Source organism: Piscinibacterium candidicorallinum, assembly GCF_047549485.1.
Lineage (GTDB): Bacteria > Pseudomonadota > Gammaproteobacteria > Burkholderiales > Burkholderiaceae_C > Piscinibacterium > Piscinibacterium candidicorallinum.
This window is the reverse complement of sequence record NZ_CP180191.1, coordinates 3,233,079-3,253,967: the sequence shown is the minus strand read 5'-3', so window position 1 is coordinate 3,253,967 and position 20,889 is coordinate 3,233,079. Positions and strand designations below refer to the sequence as shown.

Here is a 20,889-nt window from a genome sequence, read left to right as displayed (position 1 = left end):
TCATGGTTTTTCTGTCCCGCAGACTCGTTCGCATCGCTCGCGTGTCCACCTTGCTGGTGGGCGCTGCCGCAGCAGCCTTCGCGCTCGCCGCATGCAGCAAGGAACCCGCTCCGACGGCAGGGGCGCCTGCGCCCGCCGCTCCGCAGGCAGCACCGGCGCCTGCGGCCTCGCCGCTGTCTGTCACCAGCGTGGAGCCGCTCACGCTCACCGCTGAAGGCGGGCGCCTGACGATGAAGGGCACGGTGGCCACGGAGATCGTGAGGTCCCAGCTCGCCCAGGAAGCCGCAGCCATCTACGGCGCCGACAAGGTGGTGAACCAGCTGACCGTGGATCCGGCCGCCGTGGCGCCGGGCTGGCTGCCGCAGGCCAACACGCTCATGGCGTGGCTCAAGCCGGGTGCACCGCTCACGGTCAGCGGCGACGCGAGCTACATCACGCTGTCGGGCACGGTGCCAACCACGGCCGAGCAGATCGAGCGCGTGCGCTGGGCCGCCGAGTTCTTCGGCAGCGGCATCAGCGTGAACAATGAGCTGAAGGTGGGCACCGCGAAGTAGCGCGCTGTCCGACCCGGCGCCGCGGCAGGCCGCGCCGGGTTGGACGGACCAATCCCTGGGTTGTAAAAAAGCACGATTTCGGACTGAAATCATCCGAAAGAGCAGAAAGCCGCTTTCCGCTTGCAGATTGCGGATCTCGGGGTGTTTTGGTCGGGGTTTTGGCGGTGTTTACGTCAAAAATGGCCAAATCTTTCGGGGAGGCTGCCCCGCGAGCACCTCGCCCCCGGCCCGCACGGCGCGGTGGCCGGCTGCGTCAAGCGCCTCAGGCGCTGCGCCGCATCAAGCCATCCAGCTGGCGGTCCCACTTCAGCGCCGGAAAGACATCCGCCAGACGGTTGTCGCTCAGACCGAAGCTGCCGCGCAGGCCCTGGGCGATCACGCTGCGGAAGTCGTGCAGCACGGGCAGGTCGCGGTTCTCGTTCAGGTTGGCGCGCGCCAGCCCGTTCCACTGTCCGTGGATCTTGCCGCCGTTCACGCGGTCGCCGATCAGCCACATGGCGTTGCCATGCCCGTGGTCCGTGCCGCCCGTGCCGTTCTCGGCGGCAGTGCGACCGAACTCGCTCATCACCATGATCAGGTCGCCGGGCTGGTTGAACTGCTCGCGCAGCACGACCAGGGCGTTGGCCAGATTGCCGAGGTTGTTGGCGAGCTGGCCGGTGACACCGCCCTGGTTGGCGTGGGTATCCCAGCCGCCGGCGGACAGGAAGCCCAGGCGCAGGCTCGGGTCATTGCGCATCAGCGTGGCGAGGTGACGCGCGTCCAGCGCCAGACCCTGCACGCTGGGCGCACCGTTGTTGGCGGCGGTCAGCACGGCGTTGTAGCTGCGACCATCCGCCAGTTTCACATCCGGCATGTCGGCCATGCCGATCTGGGCCCGGGCGTCCATGGCGGCGTCGCTGCCCGATGCATAGGCCGTCTGGCGGCGCTGTCGCTCGCGCAGGCGGCCGTCGGGCCGCACGCTCGCGGCCATGTCACGCTGCGCGGTGGCCACGGCCTCGCGCTGCGTCATCTGCGTGTTCATGGCGGCGGCATCGGCAGGCGCCAGCTCGCGCGCGCTGGCCATGCGGCTCTGGCTGCCTTCGCGGAAGCCCTTGGCGATCGGGTCGTCGCCCTTGTAGAGGTCCATGAGCGCGTTGCGGGTGCGCTCATTGGCCAGCACGCCGGTGTTGGTGGCGGCCTGGCCGCGCGGTATCAGCCGCGCCTTGGACGGCCCGGCCAGGATTGCGGGGTTGGCCTCACCCACCCCCAGGATCAGGTCCTCGCGCGCGGCGCTGGCGTCCACGCCGGCCAGCCGATTCATCCAGCCGGGCATGCTGGCCACGCGGCCGGTCTGGCCGACTTCCCACATGTACTGCGCCTCGAAATGCGAGCGCGTCGGGTCCGGCGAGCCTGCCGCCGGAATCACGGCCAGTTGCTGGCTGTTCCACAGCGGCAAGAGCGGCGCGAGCGCAGGGTGCAGGCCGAAGCGGCCGTCGAGATCGAGCGCGGTCTGCGCCGTGCCATCCGGCGCGGCAATGCGCGTGTTGCGGCGCAGCTGGGCGTACTCGGGGTCGGCATAGGGCACGAAGGCCGAGAGGCCGTCATACGCGCCGCGCAGGAAGACCACGACCAGGCGGCCGCCAGTCAGACTATTTGTGCTGCTGCGGCTTTGCGCCCAGAGCGGTGCGGCGGCAAATTGGGTGTACAGACCCAGCGCCGTGGCGCCAGCCAGAAACTGTCTGCGATTGAGGGAGGACATGGGTGTCTCCTGGATGATTGGGTTGGGTACGGCGACGATGCGCTGTGGCCTACTTCTTCATGAATTCAGGGCTGGCGAGCATGAGGGCCAGGCGGCTTTGGTCCGGCTCCTGCTGGATGCGCGCCAGGGTGCGGGGTGCAAGAAAGCGCGTCAGGTCCGCAGCGGGCTGCGCATCGCGTGCCAGGGCGAAGGCGAGATCCGCGCGGCGGGTCAGGGCCTCGGGCGCCACCCAGGTGGCGGCGTCCACCTTGTAGCCATCGGGCGTCTGCCACCCATGCATGGGCTGGCCGGCTTGGGCGAGGAAGCCCAGCGCCGTGCGTACGCGCCGCTCGCCCACACCCGGCTGGGCCGTGGGGTTCACGCCGCCGGTGAGCGCCAGGGTGCTGCAGGCGTAGTCCATCGGCGTCTTGACCAGTTGCTGGCGCTCGTCCCAGAACTCCGGGCTCTGCACCAGGGTACGCATGACGGTGCGCAGGTTGCCGCGGCTGGCCGAGAAGCTGGCGGCCAGCCGGTCCGTCAACGCCTTGGGCGGGTTGTCCGCCACGAACCACTGCGCCAGACGCATAGCGATGCGCTGCGCAGTGGCGGGGTGCGTGGCCAGCATCTCGATGGCTCGCACACCTTCCGCTTCGCCTTCGTTGCCAAAGCGCTGGCCGAGCACGGTCTTGTCGCCCGTGTCGTGCGCGCGGGCCGCGAAGCGGAAGCCATTAGGTGCATTCGGGTCCAGGGTCCAGCCGGTGAGCACGCGCGCCAGTTCGCGCACGTCGTTCTGGGTGTAGCCGCCGTGCACGCCCAGGGTGTGCAGCTCCATCAGCTCGCGGGCGTAGTTTTCATTCAGCCCGCGGCGCTGGCGGTTGTTGGCCGGGCCGGCCATCATGCCTTCGGCCACGCTCTGGGACTGATCCAGGTAGTTCAGCATCGCGGGGTGGCGCGCGGTGGCCAGCACCAGCTGATCAAACGAGCCAAGTACGTTGGGCCGAATGGCGTTGGTGACGTAGTGCCCCAGGAAGGGCCGCACCGTCCCCTTGCCGGCAAAGACGTTGAAGTGGTTGAACCAGAACTCCGTCATGCGTGCGGTGAGCGGGTCTTCAACCCGTGGATCACTGCAGGCCTGAAGGCGCCAGGCGGCGGCGGTCTGGGTGGCGTCGCGGGAGATGTTGGGCAGATCTGCCAGGGCAGCTGGACGCGGAATAGCGGGCTGACCGGGCTGCATCTGGCCCGGCTGCATGGGCTGACCCTGCGCGGCCATCTCCACGCGCACTTCGCGCCGTGCCTCGCGTTCCTTGCGGTATTCGTCAAACAGGGTAGGCAGGGACTGGTTGAAGGTAGCGAGCTGCTGCGGAATCTGCGGCGCCTGGCGGCTTGCCGCCGCCGCGTTGTCGATGGCTGCCAGTGCCCAGCCCTGCGCACCGCCCGGAGCGCGTCGGATCGCCTCGATCAGCTCGGGCGTGGGCGCATAGCCCAGGCGCGAGGCCGCGCGCCAGATCATCGCATCCGTCACCGGTTGCTGCGTACCCGCGCTTTGCGGCACCACATCGGCCCCCGGCGGGTTAGGTGGCCGCTCGGACTGCGCTCGCACGATCGACACCATCGCCAGCGCTGCCAAGAGCGTGGCCCCCAGATACAGCGCCAGACCCCCCAATCCGCCTTCGCCCACCGGCTTGGGCGCGGCACCGCGCTTCATGAATCGCAGACCCAGCATGATCAATCTCCCGCGCTCCTGGCGCTTACGGGCCGGTTCTCAGGCCCTATTCATCCACGCTTTGAATTGCACTTGCGCTGACGCAGCGTTCCGACAGGATTGCAAGCAGGTGCTACTGCGGCGTCAAGAGCGGTTTGTGGAGTAAAGGTGCTGGGATTGGAGTAGACCTAACGCAAAGTTCCCGACCGCGCGCACGGAGTTCGGCAAAGGCAGAGCTGCTTCAGGCCTCAGAAAGCTCCGCGATGATTGCAGCGCGTACGACCGGCGCCACGGTGGACTCGCTGATGAGCTTTCTTCGGCAATAGCTTGACATTAGCCATTGATGAAGAGGCTTTGCCCCTTTGCTTGCGTTGCATGAGATGCAGCACAGCGCAATGTTTTGCGCAGTCACGATCCGGGCGTCATTGATGATGTGCTCCCACGACGGGCGCTGACCGCGAGGCGCATCTTGCAACCCAAAGCGCACGCCGCAATACACGCATGCCAGATCGCGCTGTTTCACGATCTGTTCCAGTGAATCCGGAATGTTCCAGCGATTCACCCGATCCTCACTCCAACGGCAACTCCGTGAAATACCGCCCACCGTGGTAGATCAACGGTGTCTTGGCCGCGGCGCCGGCGCCGCCATCCCGCGCCAGCCCGCAGCGCTCCACCTGGCCGACGAAGAGGATGTGGTCGCCTTCGTCATATTGGCGGCGGTTGGCGCATTCAAACCATGCGGCGCAGCCGGCCAGGATGGGCACGCCGCCAACGCCCTCCAGAAACGCCACGCCGGCAAAGCGGTCGGCCACTTCCTTGCTGGCAAAGCGGCGGGCGAGCTCGATCTGGTCGGCCGCCAGCACATTGATCGCGTAGTGGCTGCCGGCAGTGAAGGCGGGCACGCTGCCGGCCTTCTTGGACAGGCTCCAGAGCACGAGCGGCGGGTCCAGGGACACGGAGTTGAAGGAGTTGGCCGTCAGGCCTACGCGCGTGCCATCGGCCGCGCGGCTGGTGACGATGGTGACGCCGGTGGCAAATTGGCCGAGGCAGTCACGGAAATCGCGGGCGGAGAATTCCCGGGTGAGGGTCGGGTTCACGGAGGATGCGTCTTTTTGGAATGGTTGCCTCGCATTGTCGGCGAGGTTTGGGTGAATGCCATCGCAGGGATACCATGGTTGCGACATGCGTATTCCTGCTTTTCGCGCCCTGGGGGCCGGCCCGACGATCGTGATGCTGCACGGCATCAGCGGGGGCAGCGCGGCCTTTGCGCCGCAGATCGAACACTTTTCCTCGCAGGGCTTCCGGGCGGTGTCCTGGGACATGCCGGGCTACAGCAGCTCCGCGCCGATTGAGCCCTACACCTTCAAGGGCCTGGCCGAGAGCCTGGCCACCCTCATCGACGCACTCGACCCCAGCGGCGACCGCGCGCCGGTGATCCTGCTGGGTCACAGCATGGGCGGCATGGTGGCGCAGGAGCTCATTGCCCGCCGGCCGGGCCTGGTGCGGGCGCTGATCCTGGCCAACACCGTGCCGGCCTTCGGCCACGCAGACGGTGCCGCGCAGCAGCGCTACATCAGCGAGCGCAGTGCGCCGATCGATGCCGGGCTGTCGATGCAGCAGTTTGCACAGCAGCTGATCCCCACACTCGTCGGGCCGCAGGCCTCGGCCGAGGGCGTGCGGCTGGCCACACAGGTCATGGGCGGCGTGTCTTCGGCCGTGTATCGCGCCGCGCTGGATGCGATCACGAACTTTGACCGGCATCGGATGCTGAGCCACATCCGGGTGCCTACGCTTTTCATCGCCGGCACCGAAGACAAGACCGCCCCGCCCGCACTCATGCAGGCGATGGCGAGGCAGGTGGCCGGCAGCGAATACGTCGAGCTGGGCGGGGTGGGGCATCTGTCGCCGCTGGAAGCGCCGGATCTGTTTGGTGACACGGTGCTGAGCTTTCTGGCGCGCCGGAAGTCCCTGTATGCGGTGCCGGTGCGGGCGGCGGATGAACCGGTGGCCGAGGCGACGGCACCGCACTCGTCGGCCGAAGCGGGCAAGCCACCCACCATCCACTGAGCTTTGTCACATGCCCGTCTTGATGGCGCGGGCCTGACCCCTATATTGCCCGCAGGCTTTCGCAGACCACTCAAGGAGGACGGGATGAACACTTCAATGATCCGCCGCGGCATGGCCGCGCTGCTGGTGCTGGGCGCCAGCCTGCTGTCGGGCTGCGGCTACAACACCATCGTGACTCAGGAGCAGGGCGTCAAGGCGGCCTGGGCCGAGGTGCTGAACCAGTACCAGCGTCGTGCAGACCTGATCCCCAATATCGTCAACACCGTCAAGGGCGAAGCCGGCTTCGAGCAGGAGACCCTGACCAAGGTGGTCGAGGCGCGCGCCAAGGCGACCAGCATCCAGGCCACGCCGGAGCTCGTGAACGACCCCGAGGCCTTCAAGAAATTCACGGCGGCCCAGGGCGAACTGACCGGTGCACTGTCGCGCCTGTTGGTGGTGGCCGAGAACTACCCCAACCTCAAGGCCAACGCCGGCTTCCAGGACCTGCGCACGCAGCTCGAAGGCACCGAGAACCGCATCGCGATTGCGCGCAACAAGTACATCAAGGAAGTCCAGCAATACAACACCACCATCGCGCTGCTGCAGAACATGCTGGGCAAGATGCTGACCGGCGCCAAGGAAAAGCCGCAGTTCACCGTGGAGAACGAAGCCGCCATCAGCAAGCCGCCAGCCGTGGACTTCAACAAGAAGTAAGCCGTCTTGCACAGTGCCACGCCCGGGTTTGATCGGCTAGATCGAGCATTCATGCGCCTTTCCAGCCCAAAACGGCTGAAGAAGTCCACCAGACAAGCGGAAAGCATGTCGTGGCTTGCTGGTTTTGCATGGCTGCTGGTGCTTGCCGCGACCCTGCTGGCGCTGCCCGCGCAGGCCCAGCAGCCGCTCGCGGTGCCGCCGCTGGCGCAGCTCACGGATACCGCCGGCGCGCTGAACCCGGCAGACCGTGAGCGCATCGCCGCGCAGCTGAAAGACATCGAGCAGCGGCGTGGCAGCCAGATCGCGGTGCTGGTCATCGCGAGCACGCAGGGCGAGCCGATCGAGGACTTTGCGCAGCGCGTGGGCTCAAGCTGGAAGATCGGCCGTGCGGGCGTGGGCGATGGCCTGCTGCTGATCGTGGCCGTGCAGGATCGCCGCGCGCGGATTGACGTGGCGCGCACCCTGGAAGGCGCGATCCCGGATGTGGTGGCCGGACGCGTCATCCGCGAGGTCATGGCGCCGGCCTTCAAGGCGGGCGACTACGCCGGCGGCATCGTCAAGGCGCTGGCGCGCATTGATCAGCTGCTGGACAAGGAAGCGGCCGCCGGTGCGTTGCCTGCGCCGAGTGTGGCGGTGCCGCGCCCGGCAGACGGTCGGGGTGAAGAGGGCTTCTTCGTCATCCTGATCGTGGCGGCGGCGATTGGCGCGGTGATGCGCCGCGTGATCGGCGGCTTGGGCCCGCTGGCGGCCGCGGGTGGCGCAGCCGGCTACGCAGTGTGGGTGGGCCACAGCCTGCTCTGGGCGCTGCCACTGGCGTTCTTTGTGCTGATCGCAAGCTTTGTCTTCAGCCTGCGTGGCAGCGGGCGGGCGGTGTCGCGCGGTGGCGGCGGGCCGGTGTACATCCCCGGCGGCTGGAGCAGCGGCAGTGGCGGCGGAGGCTGGTCGTCTGGCAGCAGCGACAGCGGCGGCTGGTCTTCGGGCGGCGGCGGCGACTTTGGTGGCGGCGGCGCGAGCGGGGATTGGTGATGGGCAAGCTGCAACGCATTCTCAAGCATGTCTTTGCCTGGCCGGCTGGCTTCTCCCGCGCCTGGCCGGCGGCCAGCGTGCGCGCTATCGAGCAATCCATCACGGCCGGAGAGCGGCGCCACACCGCAGAGCTGCGTTTCTGCGTGGAGGAAAGTCTGCCCTGGTCCTACTTGTGGTGGCATGCTCCGCCGCGCGAGCGGGCAGTGAACCTGTTCGGCAAGCTGCGCGTATGGGATACCGAGGCCAACAACGGCGTGCTGATCTACGTGCTGCACGCGGATCGCCGTGTGGAGATCGTGGCCGACCGCGCTGCCGCGCGCGCCATTGCGCAGTCGCAGTGGGACGCCTGGGTCGGCCAGCTGCAGGCCGCATACCGCGGCGGGCGCTTCGAGGCGGGCACGATCGAAGTGCTGGCCGCCATCAATGACGCGCTGGCCGAGCACTTTCCGGTGGGCGAAAGCAACCCCAATGAACTGGCTGATGCACCGGTGATCATTCGGCGGTGATCCTGCCGCCGTGAACCTGCTCCAGTGCGATCGTCTGCCGCTTCGCGCGGCAGCGCACCCGGCGTAAGGTTGCGGCGGTCTGTTGCGACAGACGGCTTCCTCTTCCTCGACATCGAACCTGAACCATGACCCCAGCGAACATTGAGACCGCCACCCTGGGCGGCGGCTGCTTCTGGTGCCTTGAGGCCGTGTACCAGCGCGTGCGTGGCGTGCAGCATGTCCAGAGCGGCTATGCCGCCGGCCACAGCAAGAACCCGAGCTATGAAGCCGTGTGCAGCGAAACCACGGGGCACGCCGAAGTGGTGCGCCTGCAGTACGACCCCAGCGTCATCAGCTACCGGCAGGTCCTGGAGATCTTCTTCTCCATCCACGACCCCACCACGCTGAACCGCCAAGGCAACGACGTGGGCGAGAGCTACCGCTCGATCATCATCCCGCACAGCGATGCGCAGATCGCCACCGCGCGCGAGGTGATGGCCGAGGCGCAGCGCGCCCACCGCGACCCGATCGTCACCCAGCTCACGGGCACAGATCAGGCCGTCAACTACTGGCCGGCCGAGGACTACCACCAGGACTACTTCAACCAGCACCCCAACCAGGGCTACTGCGCCTTCGTGGTCGCGCCCAAGGTGCAGAAGTTCATGAAGACCTTCAAGGACTTTCTGGCGTAGCTGGCGGCAGCGGCGTGTCCGCCAGCCGGTCGATGATGGCGCGCGCCAGTTCCAGTACGGACAGCGGCGCGCTGCCTTCGGCCTTGTTGTTGATGATCACCTGCACCGGCTGGCCCATGCGCACATGCGCGGCGGCGAGATCGGCCAGTCCGTGGCGGGTATCAAGGTCCGGATCGACGAGCCGGTTGAAGGGCGCATAGCGGTCCCTGGCACCTTCGTACTTCATGCCTGCATGCAGGCTCCAGCGCACCACCAGCGGGCCGGGCGGCAGCAGTTCCAGCGCGCGCGCCTGCCGCGCCAGCTCCGGCATGCGCGCATGGATGCCGATGCACAGGCGCACGCCATGCTCGCCGAGCGTGCGCACGAGCCGTGGAGTGAGCAGTTCGGGGTCGCGCAACTCCAGCGCCAGCGTGGCGGGGCGTGGCTCTGCGGCGCGGATGGCCCCGAAGAACTCGCCGATGCGCGCGGCGAAACCGGCGGGGTCCGCGAGCAGTGCGCGATGCACGGGTGAGAGCTGGAACACCAACGCCCCGGCCTTGGCTTCCAGCCCGTCCAGACAGGGTTTGACGAACTGCTCCACGGCAAGACGGGCGTTGAGAAAGTCCGCGTTGGGCTGCAGAGCCACGCCGCGCTCGCCGCGGATCATCGCGTCGCACACCGTGCTCGGCGCCTTGATCAGAAAGCGAAAGTGCGGCGGTACTTGCTGCGCGTAGTCGCGGTACTGGGTTTCCGACAGTGGCGCATAGAAGCCGCGGTCAATGCCTACCCCGCCCAGCACCGGATGCCGTGCGTACTGCTTCAGGCCCTTGCGTGCGAGCGTGCTCTCCGTAGCTGCTTCCGGGTACACGAGGCCTGCCCAGCCGGGAAAGGACCACGAGGACGTGCCCAGGTGCACGCCGGGCGGCAGCGGGCGCGGCAGCTGCAGCGCGTCTGGCAGCGGGCCGGCGGGTTCGGCTTCGCGCGCCTTGCGCGAAGCCTGCCGCCCTGCAGGTGGTTTTGAGGGCGCACCGGACTCCTCGCCGAACAGGCCGAACTGGTCGGGAGGTGGGCCGGACATGCGGGATGGCGCGACGAACCGAGCGGACCCTAGGCCGCTTCCACATCACGCGAGCCGCGCGACGGCGCCGCGCCGGCGGGCTGTGTGGGCGCGGTGAGCGGATCGACCGCGCCCACATCCCCGGGCCTGACCACCAGGGGCGGCACGGCAAACGCGCCCGTGGCTTCCATGGCGGCAACTGCCGCGGCCGCGGCGCTGGCCTGGGGGCTTGCCGTGGTGCTGTCCAGCGGTACGGTGAGCAGAACGCGCGTGCCCCGCACGCCAGATTCCAGCAGCAGGTGCGCACCGATCCGGTTGGCGCGCTTCTGCAGGTTGGGCAGACCGCGACCCCGGCCCGGTGCGGCCTTGACCTCGAAGCCCACGCCGTTATCCGCGATCTCGACCAGCAGAGCGGGCGGATTGGTCTGCAGACGCAGCTGCACGGTGGCCTCGGTGGCCTGGGAGTGCTTCAGGATGTTGGTCAGGCTCTCCTGCATCACGCGCAGGATGGGCAGCGTGGCGGTGGCCGGCAGCGCCGAGGTGTCCGGCACATTGAGCATGCTCCAGTTGAGCTTGACGCCTGCGGCCTTGAAGCGGGCCTGCATGCGGAAGCGCAGGTTGCCCACAGCGGGCAGCAGCTCCGCGCCATCCGGTGCAAAGGCGTCGATGGCCAGGCGCAGATCATCCAGCGCGTCGCGTAGGATGTTGACCATCTCCTGCTTTCCGACATTGCTGCGCTCCACCATCACGAGCGAAGACAGCAGCTGGCTGCCCAGACCGTCGTGCATGTCCTGCATGATGCGGGCGCGCTCTTCCACTGTGATGCGGCGCTGCTCGATCTCGTACTGCTCGTCGTACTTGCGCATGAGCTCGATCTCGCGTGCCGCTACGCGGTCCGCGAGCATGACGTTCACGGTCTCCAGTCGATCCATGGCCAAGGCGTAGCGCGACACCAGTACTGCGCCCATGACGATCATCACTACCGGCCCGGACAGATGCGCAAACACGGGGCCGGCGATCGGCAGCAGGCCGAGCGTGCCGGCAAAGTCGATCAGGTTCAGCACCACCATCAGCGTGAGCGAGAGCAGCAGGCCCGTCACTTCCAGCGTGGGCCGCTGCAGTGCCGCACGCACCAGCAGGAACACCGCATAGAACGCGATCGAGGCGATGCTCACGCTCCAGATGCGGCCGAACACGCCTTCGGGGTTCACGCCGAAGAACAGCGCCCCCAGCACGCCGGCCATGCCGACAGCGATCACGGCGGCATCCACCCAGCGGTGGATCGACCCGACCAGACGCGTGATGCCCATCATCAGGCAGGCGGTCACACCGCCATAGCCGACGTAATAGAGCAGGCGCCAGGCGATCCGCGCCTCCAGCGGCATGAACTCGATCCAGAAGTACACGGCGCGGATGCCCCAGAACACACCCGCCAGACCCAGCAGACCGTAGCTGACCTGCTCGCGGCGCAGCCACCAGAACCAGATGAAGGCCAGACCAAAGGTGAAGCTCACCAGTGCGGTGATGCGTGGCGTGGTGTGCGCCATGAAGAAGGCGGTCTCGTACTTCTCCTGCAGCATGCTGGTGGGGCCGATCTCCATGGGCGGGATGGAGTTGGGGCCGCTGCGGAAGGTGGTCTTGATCAGGATCTCGTTGGTGCCCGGCCAGAGCAGGGCGTTGGGCAGTTCGATCAGCAGCGGTTTGCGCCAGCGCACGAAGGTGCGTTCGTCGCCCGGTGGGATGCCGCCCACGCGCATGCCGTTCACGTACACCCAGCCGCCGTTGTAGACCCGCGTGACCAGCAGGGCGATGGGGTCGGAAGTGCGCGCACTCAGGTCAAAGCGCAGGCGGATCCATTGGGCATTGAGCTGGTCGGCACGTTCGCTGCCTGGCGCCGTCCAGTTGTAGGGCAGCGTGGTGCGGACGAAAGCCTCCTCGGGGCCGGGCGGCGTGTCTGCGCTGCTCGCGCCCTGGGCGCTGCTGCGGATCTCGACCGTGGTGATCTGCACCACGGCCCGGCTGGCGTCGGCATACGCATACCCCGCAATGAGCAGGCTGGCGAGCACCAGCAGCAGGAGGAGCGCGCAGAGGCGCCGCAGGGGGTATGGCAGCAGGTTCAGGCCAAGCCCGACTGCGCGTGCGCCGCCGGCTTGCAGGGCACACGCGTTCATGGTGCTCAGATCGCGCCGAGCAGGCCCATCTGCGTGGCTTCGTACACGGCCTGGCCGCGCGAGTTCACGGCCAGCTTGCGGTAGATCTTCTTGATGTGTGTGGCCACGGTATAGGGCGAGATATCGAGCAGTTCGCCGATCTCGTTGAAGGAGAAGCCCTTGGCCAGCAGCTGCAGGATCTGCGTCTCGCGGGCCGACAGAGGCACTTCCGGACCTTCCACCGGCGTAGCCGGCTTCACCGGCACGGCTGCACGCGGCTTGCTGGCGCGGAAGCGCTCGAGCACATGGCGCGCCACCACCGGGCTGACCGGCGAGCCGCCGGCATTCAGGGTCTTTATAGCGTCAACGAATTCTTCCTGCGGCGTGTCCTTGAGCAGGTAGCCGGTGGCGCCGGCCTCGATGCTGTCGACCACGTGCATCTCGTCATCGAACACCGTGATGACCATGATGTCGGTGTCCGGATACTTCTCGGCGCAGTACTTGATGATCTCGATGCCGCTGGCATCGGGCATGCCCAGATCGACCAGCATCACATCGGGCTGCTCCTCGTCGATCATGGTCTTGGCATTTGCGATGGTGGATGCCACACCGAGCAGCTCGAAAGCGTCTTCGCGCGTGACGGCATCCGTGAACCGGCGCTGGAACTCGGGCTCGTCCTCGACGACCATGATGCTGAGCTTGTTGGTCATGCTGCACCTGCAAGAAATGGATTGCGGTTGAGTAGCTTAGGGCGCAAGGCGCGTGAGCTTCCAGTCAGTTGACCCATTCAAGGTATAGAGAATGCGATCGTGCAGACGTGAAGGTCGGCCCTGCCAGAACTCCACGCGGTCGGGCACAAGCCGAAATCCGCCCCAATGCGGCGGCCTGGGTGGGTTGAGCAGGAACCTGGCGCCGTATTCGGCTGCACGAGCCACCAGCACTGCGCGCGAGGCGATTTCCTGGCTCTGCGGGCTCGCCCACGCGCCAATGCGGCTGTCCAGCGGGCGGCTTGCGAAATAGGCATCGGACTCAGCCTCGCTGACCTTCTCCACCCGGCCCTCGATGCGCACCACGCGCTCCAGCTCGACCCAATGGAATTGCAGCGCGGCGAACGGGTGCGCGGCGAGTTCGCGGCCCTTGCGGCTGTCGTAGTTCGTGTACCAGACGAAACCGCGTGTATCCACGCCCTTGATGAGCACCACGCGGGTGCTCGGCCGGCCGACCTCGCCCACGGTGGCCAGTGTCATGGCATTGGGCTCGGGGATCTCGGCTTTCAGGGCTTCGTCGAACCAGCGCTGAAACTGGCTGACGGGATCGGCGGCGCAGGCGTCTTCATCCAGCGCACCGCGGCTGTAGGTCTTGCGAAGGTCTGCAATCGTGCTCATGGCCGCAAGTCTAGAACCCACGCCCCAGTGGCGGATCGCAGCACCACATTGCGCGGCTGGCGAGAGCTAGGCCGTGGCGTGCAGCAGGCGCACCAGCTGCTTGAGGCGCGTGTCCCGAAATCCGTGCGCTTCCAGGGATGCGACAGTGTTCTCCAAATACTCGCGTGCCGTGCCGCGGCTGCCCACGCCGCTGTGCAGCGCGGCCAGCAGCTCCTGCATGGGCAGCTTGCCGCAATAGCCGTCTGCCCCGCGGCGCACCACGAAGGTCAGCGCAGTGATCGGCTCGGTGTCCGTGCTCACGCGCAGCCAGGTGGGGTCGTAGGAGTGGTTGGTCATCTCCCGCTCCCAGAGTTCGGCTAGCGCGGTGTTCACGTCGGCCGCGGCGATGCGCAGGGCCAGCCCGGTGCACGCGCCGCCGCGATCCAGCCCGAGCACCAGACCCGGGTTCTGGGGCGTGCCGCGGAAGTGCCTGCTCCATAGATACAGGCCGCGGTGAAAACCCGCCAGGCGCGCGCGGCGCTTCTCGATCACCGGGATGCCCGGATTCCAGATCAATGATCCGTAGGCAAATACCCAGACGTCATGCCCCGGCGTGATGCTCGCCAGCAGGCAGTCCAGACTGCGACAGATGCGATGGGCGCCGGGGGGTTGCATGAGTCAGAAGCTTAGCGAGTCGTGTGCCAGTGGCTCGGGCCTACTCCGCAGCGCGCGCGGCAATCCGGCGGTGCACGGCCACGCTGCCTGCGGTGAGCATCAATGCCACCACAACGAACAGCCCGGCGATCCCGAGGACACCGCTGGCTGCACCGAAGAAAGTCGGCAGGGCAAAGCTGGAGGCGTTGCCGAAAGTGGCGCGCAGGCCAACAGCTTCGGCCTCGCGCCCACGCGGCGCTGCCTCATGCACCAGCGCCAGAAAGTGCGGCTGGCTTGCGCCAAGCGCAAGGCCCAGCGCAAAGGCCGCCACAAACAGCAGCGGTACGGAATGGATGAAGGGCAGGGCGGCGTACACCAGCATGGAGATCACGAACACCGCGCGCAGCACCTGCCAGGGCTCGAAGCGCCCCGCCAGCCAGCCCAGCATCAGGCGCACCGCAAACAGCGCGGCGGCAAACGCGCCCATCAGCAGGCCGATAGTCGAGGCCGACAGGCCGATGCTTTTGCCATGGATGGGCATGACGAACTGGAAGGTGTCCCAGGCCACGGACACCGCCGTGGTAAGCAACAGCAGCGGACGCAGCTCGGGGTCGCGCAGCAGATCCATCAGGCTGTGACCTTCGCGCCCCGGGTGCGGCTGCGGCTTGGGAAACAGCTGCGGCTGGCGGTGGCCGAGCTGCCACTGGCCGATCAGCGCAGCCAGCACGCAGGCGCTCATCGCGCCAAAGGCTGCGCGGTAGCCGAGGTGGTCGATCAGGAAGCCGCAGAGCACCGGGCCGACCAGGCTGGCGATCGATGCACCGATCGCAATCCGCGCGAAGGTCGCGGGCCGGGTTTCAGCCGTGGACAGCAGTCCGGCCACGGTCTGCATCGTCAGGGTGTTCATCGACAGGCCGGTGCCGATCAGCGTGGACGCCACCAACAGGCTCCACGGGTGTGGGCCGAAGGTCGCGATCAGCACGCCCATGAGTTCGATGGCCAGACCGAGGCGCATGGGCAGCTTGGGCCCGACGCGATCCGCCCAGCGGCCCACGGGAATGGCAATCAGGAAGGGCAGCAGGCCGAACAGGCCGATGGCCAGGCCAACGAATGCCGCCGAGGCGCCGCTGCCCAGCGCAGCCAGGGAGATGGTGACGCGTGCGCCAGTGAGGGCCGTGTGGGCCAGCACCGTGCAGGTGATCAGCGCGAGGAAGGCTCTTGTTTGTGTGGCGTCCACCGCGCCGGGTGGAGCACCGTCTGGAGCCGCGGGTAAGGCCACGATCCGGGACGAAAGACTGAGTGACCGCATTGTGACAACGGCGTGATTTCGTCGCAATGCGAAAAGGCCCGCTCAAGCGGGCCTTTTCGTGAATTGCCGGCTGGACCGCCGCGCCTGACCGACCAGCGAGCGGCCGGAGCAGGCCAAACAAGATCAGAAGTTGATGTTGTTGGTCAGGCGGCGCAGGCTGTTGGGGATGGTGGGGTCGAAGAAGAACCCGTCTTCCGCGACGGTGCCGGCGGCGGTGTTCGTCTTGCGCGCCCGGAGAATTCGGTTGCCGGTGCGCGCCCCGAGCGTGGAGACGAGGTCGACATCGCGGACGGTCATGGGCAGCACACCGAGCGGCATTGTCGAGCCAGTGCGGCCGTCCAGAATCTGGAGCACGGAGCCCCCCGCGTTTCGCCCGGCGACGTTAAAGCTGAGCAGAACGCGGTCCGCATTCAAGACCGTGCCATAGTCGAATGACGGGTTCGAGAGTGCCAGCGAGGTCGTGACGTCGGAAAACTCCTGGATCACGCGGCCGCCGGAGTCAAGAATCGTCAGCAGTCCGTTTTGGCGTGTCGAATTGAAAACGCGCACAAGAACCCTGCCGCGCTGCGGGATCACTGTGGCGATCGAATCCCCGCCTCCGCCAGCCACGCCGAAAAGGTAGGTCGCCTGCGCGGTACTGCGGTTGATCAGATAGACGGACTGCGCGCCGTCGGGCGTTTGCCCGACCACGTAGACACCCTCGTCAGCGGGCACGGTGAAACGCACGGTACCCATTGCCGTGGTGTCCAGCTGGACGACGGTGTTCAAGTTGTCGTCGATCCGGAACCAGCGGCCGCCGCCTCGCAGGAGCACCCCGCCTACGTCTGCCTGGACCATGTCCACAAGTGCGGGGACAGTGAGCTCGACTGCCGCGTTCATGGCTCCGGCCACGACGGCGTCCGTGTCGAGGCGCCACACTCTAGTCGCCATGACATTTCCGGATTGGGCCGCGAGGTAGGAGGCGCCTGCGCTGCCGAGACTTCTTGTCGAGAACAGCACAGGCGAGGTGCCGGCGGGAAGCTCCGACGAGATGTTGGCGGTCGGTGCGGACAGATCGGGCCGCCAGACACGGATGGCCCCGGATTGCTCCCAGATGGCCCACCCAACAAGGTTGGCCCGACTGCGCTTGCCGAAGAGCGGCCATAGGGTGTAGGGGCCGGCCATGGCAGGCGCTTGCACGCCGGGTTCGTCGGCGCGTTGGCTGGCTCGCACGAGCACGAGCCGGTCATCGGCCGAGTCGCAGCGTTGATCCACGCCTGCGCGACGCAAAACCAGATGATTGGTGTCTGCGAAAGAGACATCGGTGCTGCCTGCCGCCCAGATGGAGCAGAAGTCCAGTGTGGTCGCGCTGAAGTTCGTGTTCGTGACGCGCCGCGGGGGCTGATTGCGCTGACTCACGTCGGCGAGACTGATCTCGCCGTTGTTGATTGTCCAAACGCGCGCGAGCCGCTCATCGCTGTAGATGCCGGCCGCTGGGTTCATGTTGCCCGTGGATACCGTGGTCCAGTCCCACGGCTGCCCGATGTTGAAAGCAAACAGCGGCGCTCCGTTCGTTCCGTCCGCGTTGTAGAGGTTGAGCCGGGCGAAGCCGGTCGCGCTGGATCCCGTCCCAGTCACTGCGCGCTCCATCCCGATGAGCAAGGCGGGAGCAGGCGCGGGTGCGGGGCCGGGTGCAGGGGCTGGCGCACCGCTCGACGAGCCGCCGCCCCCGCCGCACGCGGTTAGCGTGAGCGCGGTTGCAATCGAGAGTGCCAGCGCCGCGCGGGCAGGCGACTGTTTCAAGCCGTTCATGTGTTCTCCCTGGATGGCTTTGACGTGTCCTCAGTTCCGCACTGCTGATTGGTGCCGGAATTGGTTGTGGATGCATAAAAAGCACGCGGAATCTATCAGTTCAAGTAAGTTCGCGTCTGCTCGAAAGTGGATCTTCTGTGGAGGTCTCGACCGGTGCCAAAGTGAGTTTTGGCTTCGGGTCGCTTTCCTGAGATGCGCGCCGCGGAAAACTACCCTAATCGTGCCGAATCCCTTATGCAGCAAGCGGATCGGCGAAAACATGATTGATTGCCTGTAGTTGAAAAATGGGTTTCAATATCGCTGATTTTCAAAATTTGTTTGAAAATCAGCGCTGTGCACCTAGGTTGGTTCAAGCGGGCAGCCCCCAACGTGGCTCGCGATCAGGCGCGCATGCAGTGCGGTGGCCAAGCCTGCGAAGGTGGCCGAGGCACCGCTGGCCAGGGCGGCCAGCGAGTGGGTGACCAGTGCGCTGGTCCGGGCTGTCGGTGCCAGCGCCGTCCCAATGACCAGCGCGAAGAAGGCGCTGGCTCGTGCAGTTCCCGCCACGACGTCTTCAGAAATTGATGTTGTTCGTCAGGCGGCGCAGGCTGTTGGGGGTTTCAAGATCGACGAGTGCCGCGTCGTCCGCTATGCGCACCGTACCCTGGGCGTCTGTTGCTCTACGGACCATACGCAGAACCTGGACGCGGCCTCGGATCGTGTTGCCCATGAAGTCGATGTCGAACGCGCCTACTTCAGGCGGCAGCATGCCAAGCCGCGTCTCGTTCCCGGTGCTGAGACTCAGGGAGACAAGTTCGTTTAGCTGGCCGGCTTGCGGGCGCGCAAAGACCAGTAAGCCGCCCGAGTTGTACGTTCGGAAGTCTGCCTCTGCGCCGAAAGTCAGGAAGGTGATCTGCCCGCCTGGAAGTTCCTTGACGAGTGATCCGGAGCGATCGAACACCAGAATCACAGACTGGCTGTTTCGCGTCCCGAGGACCGTGATCAGGTTGCCGGCAGGATACGCATACCAAAAGCTTGCACCGGCCCCGTTCAGCGTTATCACCCTGGAGCCGGCCTGGGTGATCAACAGCGCCATGCCGTCGCCGGTGGCACGGTTGCGACCAATTGCGATCACCCCTCCGTCCACCGGGACCAGGAGGGACGCAGCGAAGCCCGTAGGGATGCCAGGCAAAGCTGCTGGAGCGGCGGCATTGCTTGGCCAGTAGCCCGGCGTTCCGAGCATGAGCACGTAACTGCCTGCTGTATCTGCGGAAATGTACGAAGGCCCTTGCTGGAATCCGAAAGGCGTGTGGCGTTGGGCGCTCTTCGTTGCGAGATCAAAACTCACAAGCTGGGTGGTCGTTGTGCTTGTGGTTGATGCGGCGATCGTGACGGCAATTCGGCTACTGGGAAAGGGAGCTGGGACGACGTCAATGAAGGAGTCAGCGCTAGGCACGACACCGCCAATTGCTCCGGTGGGATTCGCCGTGTCCAGATCGTCGTTCAGGAGTAGAACCCTGCCATCGGCGAGCCAAGCGAGCCAGTCTTGCTTGCTCGCTCTGTCGGCCGGGTTATCCAGAAGCCCGATTGCGCCGGGGCGAGCAAGCGCAGGAACTGGCAGCGGTTGACTCGTCGCGGTTTGGCTCGCCTTCAGCACGAAAGCAGCGTCATCCTGTGTATCGCAGCGCGCATCTTGCCCAGCCTGCGACACGATCGCTCTGCTACTCAGCGGGTCCGTGATGTCGCGCGACCCCATGACTCTCAGCCCGCAGAACGCGGTTTGCGCGCTGTCCAGACGCAAGGTACTCACACGTCGTGCCGATTGGGCGGGCTGGTCGAGGTCCAGGTAGTGCACTGCGCCGCTATCGACCAGCCAGAGCGCACGCGTCCGGTAGTCTGAATAGACCCCTGGAGTACTCGTTCTCCGCGCCGTGTAGATCTGCCCCCATCGCTCCGAGCTGGTTGAACCCAGGCTGAAACTGTGCGCCGTGCGAGCGGCGGAGCCATCTGCGCGAAACAGCGTCAATCGAGCAAATCCGCTTGTTGAACTTCCTGGTGTCGAAGTCGTGCTGCGCTCAAAACCCAGGAACAATGGCGCCTCGCTGACAGGCGGGGGTGCAGGTGCAGGGGCAGGCGCGGGTGCCGCCGCGCCACTCGCGCCTCCTCCGCCGCAACTTGCCAAGACAAGGGCACACACCGTAACGATTGCCAGCGTGCAGCCAGCATGCAAATTCGATCGCGACATTTCCACTCCGTGTTGCGCGCACCCCTTGAGCGTTAGATCAGACGAAATACGGCGAGCCGCGCGGCCGAAAATTAACAATCGGTCTGGGGTCCAGTCACTTGGGTCGGTGTCGATTCTGTCGACTTCAATGCGATGGGGCGGGAATCGTGTTTTCGATACAACGAACAGGCTGTATCGGACCTGAGCCGCAGCGATGCACGCACACGCCGACCATCACCGGTCTGGATTGACCGTCGCACAGCGGTCATCCTGATCGTGTATAGGTTGCCTGCCCCGCCAACCACCCCAGCAACCCCGGCTGAATCGCCGTCAGGCTGCGATACGCCAGCACCTGCTCGCTCATGCTGCTGACCGCGGCGTGCGTGGCGGCGGCGGCTTCGGGGGTGGCGATGGCGGTCTCGATCGGTTCGATCATGAGGCGGATGCAGAACACGGCCTGGGCGGGCGGGTTGGCGTTTTCGGCGTCGGCCACGGGGATGAAGCTCTGGTGCTCCACGCGGGCCCAGAGCTTGTTGCCAAGCGTGGCGGGGTCGGCGTCCAGCGGCCAGACGCGCGGCGCGGCGCGTTTGGGGTGGCCGTCGAAGTGGGGGCTGGGCTGGAAGGTCCAGACGTTGCGCTGCCAGCGTTCGGTACCCGTTACCAGCCGCGCAAGGGACTCGCTCGCTCTGATCAACAGCGCGTTGTCCGCCACCGGCATGTGGGCCGCGGCGAAGGGCAGGCCGATCTTGTCTTCGGGCGCCCAGTGCGAGGGCACGCAGACGGCGAGCACCTGTAGCTGCGTGGTGGCGCCGTCCAGCACGGCAAGGTCTTCGCGCACGGCCAGGGCGAAGAGCGCCCAGCGGCGGCGCAGGGGCTCGGCGGCAACGCCTTCGAGCGCCGCCTGCACGCCCGGCGGTGCCGCGGCGCCGAGCTGCAGCTCGCCGCTGCTGATATGAAGACGTGCGTCCAGCCGAAGCAGGTGTAGGGTCTCGCCCTCCAGCCGGGCGGCTTCCGGCGCGTCCAGCGCCAGCCGGGCGGCGAAGGCGCGGGCGGCGGGCGTCGCATCGAAGCCGGGAGCGAGCAGTACGGTCTGCTCGGGGTGGGCGAGAGCGGCCAGCTTCTCGGCAAACAGACGGTCGGCCGGGTCGAGCGCGGTGAGGTTGGGCGCACCATTGGCCATGCGCGAAAGGCCGGGCTGCATGCGGAAGGGGGCCGCTAGGGCGGCGAAGTCGAAGTCCATGGCGCCGCATTGTCGCTGCGCGCAGGGCCCGGAGGCGCGCACCGCGGCTCCGGGCTGCACAGGCCCGCCTTTGCGCTTGATGGGCGCGGCCTTTCAGCCTGTCTGGCTCAGAAGCCGCATCCCGTCAGGATCTTCAGGTGGGGTGCCTGAAGACACTTGATGGGAGCGGATCTTCAAGCACTGTGCCTGAAGAACCGCGCCAGACA

The 20,889-nt window shown here is 66.6% G+C and carries 20 protein-coding genes; 6 read left to right on the top strand and 14 right to left on the bottom strand.

Translation table 11 applies throughout. The annotated features are described in order from the left end of the window. The first annotated feature begins 2 nt into the window (after positions 1–2). Positions 3–554, top strand: coding sequence for a BON domain-containing protein (locus ACMDW7_RS14680; RefSeq protein WP_377303108.1), 552 nt, complete (start codon positions 3–5; stop codon positions 552–554). A 262-nt stretch (positions 555–816) separates the two neighbouring features. Here the strand turns inward: ACMDW7_RS14680 and ACMDW7_RS14675 are convergent, their stop codons facing one another. The 4 genes from ACMDW7_RS14675 to ACMDW7_RS14660 form a co-directional block, all read right to left on the bottom strand. Next, positions 817–2,292, bottom strand: a complete 1,476-nt coding sequence (locus tag ACMDW7_RS14675; RefSeq protein ID WP_377303110.1) for a DUF1501 domain-containing protein — start codon at positions 2,290–2,292, stop codon at positions 817–819. A 49-nt stretch (positions 2,293–2,341) separates the two neighbouring features. Further along, the gene (locus tag ACMDW7_RS14670; RefSeq protein WP_377303112.1) at positions 2,342–3,994 is read right to left on the bottom strand and encodes a DUF1800 domain-containing protein; all 1,653 of its coding nucleotides are present in this window, start codon (positions 3,992–3,994) and stop codon (positions 2,342–2,344) included. Positions 3,995–4,214: 220 nt separating this feature from the next. Beyond that, a complete protein-coding gene (locus tag ACMDW7_RS14665; protein ID WP_377303114.1) occupies positions 4,215–4,535 on the bottom strand; it encodes a hypothetical protein in 321 nt (106 codons plus the stop codon). Between the two features lie 7 nt (positions 4,536–4,542). Then, positions 4,543–5,070 (bottom strand): flavin reductase family protein, encoded by a 528-nt coding sequence (locus tag ACMDW7_RS14660; RefSeq protein ID WP_377303116.1) that lies wholly within the window; start codon positions 5,068–5,070, stop codon positions 4,543–4,545. A gap of 85 nt (positions 5,071–5,155) precedes the next feature. Between ACMDW7_RS14660 and ACMDW7_RS14655 the strand changes: the two genes are divergently transcribed. The 5 genes from ACMDW7_RS14655 (at position 5,156) to msrA (ending at position 8,936) form a co-directional block, all read left to right on the top strand. After that, on the top strand, positions 5,156–6,040 hold the full coding sequence (locus tag ACMDW7_RS14655) for an alpha/beta fold hydrolase (RefSeq protein WP_377303118.1): 885 nt from the start codon (positions 5,156–5,158) through the stop codon (positions 6,038–6,040). 84 nt (positions 6,041–6,124) lie between these two features. After that, positions 6,125–6,733: a LemA family protein gene (locus ACMDW7_RS14650; RefSeq protein ID WP_377303120.1), complete on the top strand. Its 609-nt coding sequence runs from the start codon at positions 6,125–6,127 to the stop codon at positions 6,731–6,733. Positions 6,734–6,838: 105 nt separating this feature from the next. Next, a complete protein-coding gene (locus tag ACMDW7_RS14645; RefSeq protein ID WP_377303122.1) occupies positions 6,839–7,759 on the top strand; it encodes a TPM domain-containing protein in 921 nt (306 codons plus the stop codon). After that, the gene (locus ACMDW7_RS14640; protein ID WP_377303124.1) at positions 7,759–8,265 is read left to right on the top strand and encodes a TPM domain-containing protein; all 507 of its coding nucleotides are present in this window, start codon (positions 7,759–7,761) and stop codon (positions 8,263–8,265) included. The genes ACMDW7_RS14645 and ACMDW7_RS14640 overlap by 1 nt, the downstream gene beginning before the upstream one ends. 125 nt (positions 8,266–8,390) lie before the next feature. Further along, positions 8,391–8,936, top strand: a complete 546-nt coding sequence (gene msrA, locus ACMDW7_RS14635) for a peptide-methionine (S)-S-oxide reductase MsrA (RefSeq protein WP_377303126.1) — start codon at positions 8,391–8,393, stop codon at positions 8,934–8,936. On the opposite strand, the gene ACMDW7_RS14630 is transcribed toward msrA, so the two are convergent. The 10 genes from ACMDW7_RS14630 to ACMDW7_RS14585 all read right to left on the bottom strand — a co-directional run bounded on the left by ACMDW7_RS14630 (position 8,917) and on the right by ACMDW7_RS14585 (position 20,683). Further along, positions 8,917–9,993 carry a DUF72 domain-containing protein gene (locus ACMDW7_RS14630; protein WP_377303128.1) on the bottom strand — a complete coding sequence of 359 codons (1,077 nt, stop codon included), beginning with the start codon at positions 9,991–9,993 and terminating at the stop codon, positions 8,917–8,919. The two genes, msrA and ACMDW7_RS14630, sit on opposite strands and share 20 nt — an antisense overlap. Before the next feature lie 29 nt (positions 9,994–10,022). After that, positions 10,023–12,143: an ATP-binding protein gene (locus ACMDW7_RS14625; protein WP_377303130.1), complete on the bottom strand. Its 2,121-nt coding sequence runs from the start codon at positions 12,141–12,143 to the stop codon at positions 10,023–10,025. 5 nt (positions 12,144–12,148) lie between these two features. Further along, the gene (locus tag ACMDW7_RS14620) at positions 12,149–12,832 is read right to left on the bottom strand and encodes a response regulator (protein WP_377303132.1); all 684 of its coding nucleotides are present in this window, start codon (positions 12,830–12,832) and stop codon (positions 12,149–12,151) included. A 36-nt stretch (positions 12,833–12,868) separates the two neighbouring features. After that, positions 12,869–13,507: a pyridoxamine 5'-phosphate oxidase gene (gene pdxH / locus ACMDW7_RS14615; protein ID WP_377303134.1), complete on the bottom strand. Its 639-nt coding sequence runs from the start codon at positions 13,505–13,507 to the stop codon at positions 12,869–12,871. A 66-nt stretch (positions 13,508–13,573) separates the two neighbouring features. Continuing rightward, positions 13,574–14,161: a gamma-glutamylcyclotransferase gene (locus tag ACMDW7_RS14610; protein WP_377303136.1), complete on the bottom strand. Its 588-nt coding sequence runs from the start codon at positions 14,159–14,161 to the stop codon at positions 13,574–13,576. Positions 14,162–14,201: 40 nt separating this feature from the next. Further along, positions 14,202–15,377, bottom strand: coding sequence for an MFS transporter (locus ACMDW7_RS14605; RefSeq protein ID WP_377303138.1), 1,176 nt, complete (start codon positions 15,375–15,377; stop codon positions 14,202–14,204). Between the two features lie 195 nt (positions 15,378–15,572). Then, positions 15,573–17,090 (bottom strand): hypothetical protein, encoded by a 1,518-nt coding sequence (locus ACMDW7_RS14600; protein ID WP_377303140.1) that lies wholly within the window; start codon positions 17,088–17,090, stop codon positions 15,573–15,575. Between the two features lie 489 nt (positions 17,091–17,579). Then, positions 17,580–17,786 (bottom strand): hypothetical protein, encoded by a 207-nt coding sequence (locus ACMDW7_RS14595; protein WP_377303142.1) that lies wholly within the window; start codon positions 17,784–17,786, stop codon positions 17,580–17,582. Positions 17,787–17,793: 7 nt separating this feature from the next. Further along, positions 17,794–19,245: a hypothetical protein gene (locus ACMDW7_RS14590; RefSeq protein ID WP_377303144.1), complete on the bottom strand. Its 1,452-nt coding sequence runs from the start codon at positions 19,243–19,245 to the stop codon at positions 17,794–17,796. A gap of 463 nt (positions 19,246–19,708) precedes the next feature. After that, positions 19,709–20,683: a heme-dependent oxidative N-demethylase subunit alpha family protein gene (locus ACMDW7_RS14585; protein WP_377303146.1), complete on the bottom strand. Its 975-nt coding sequence runs from the start codon at positions 20,681–20,683 to the stop codon at positions 19,709–19,711. Positions 20,684–20,889: the final 206 nt, after the last annotated feature.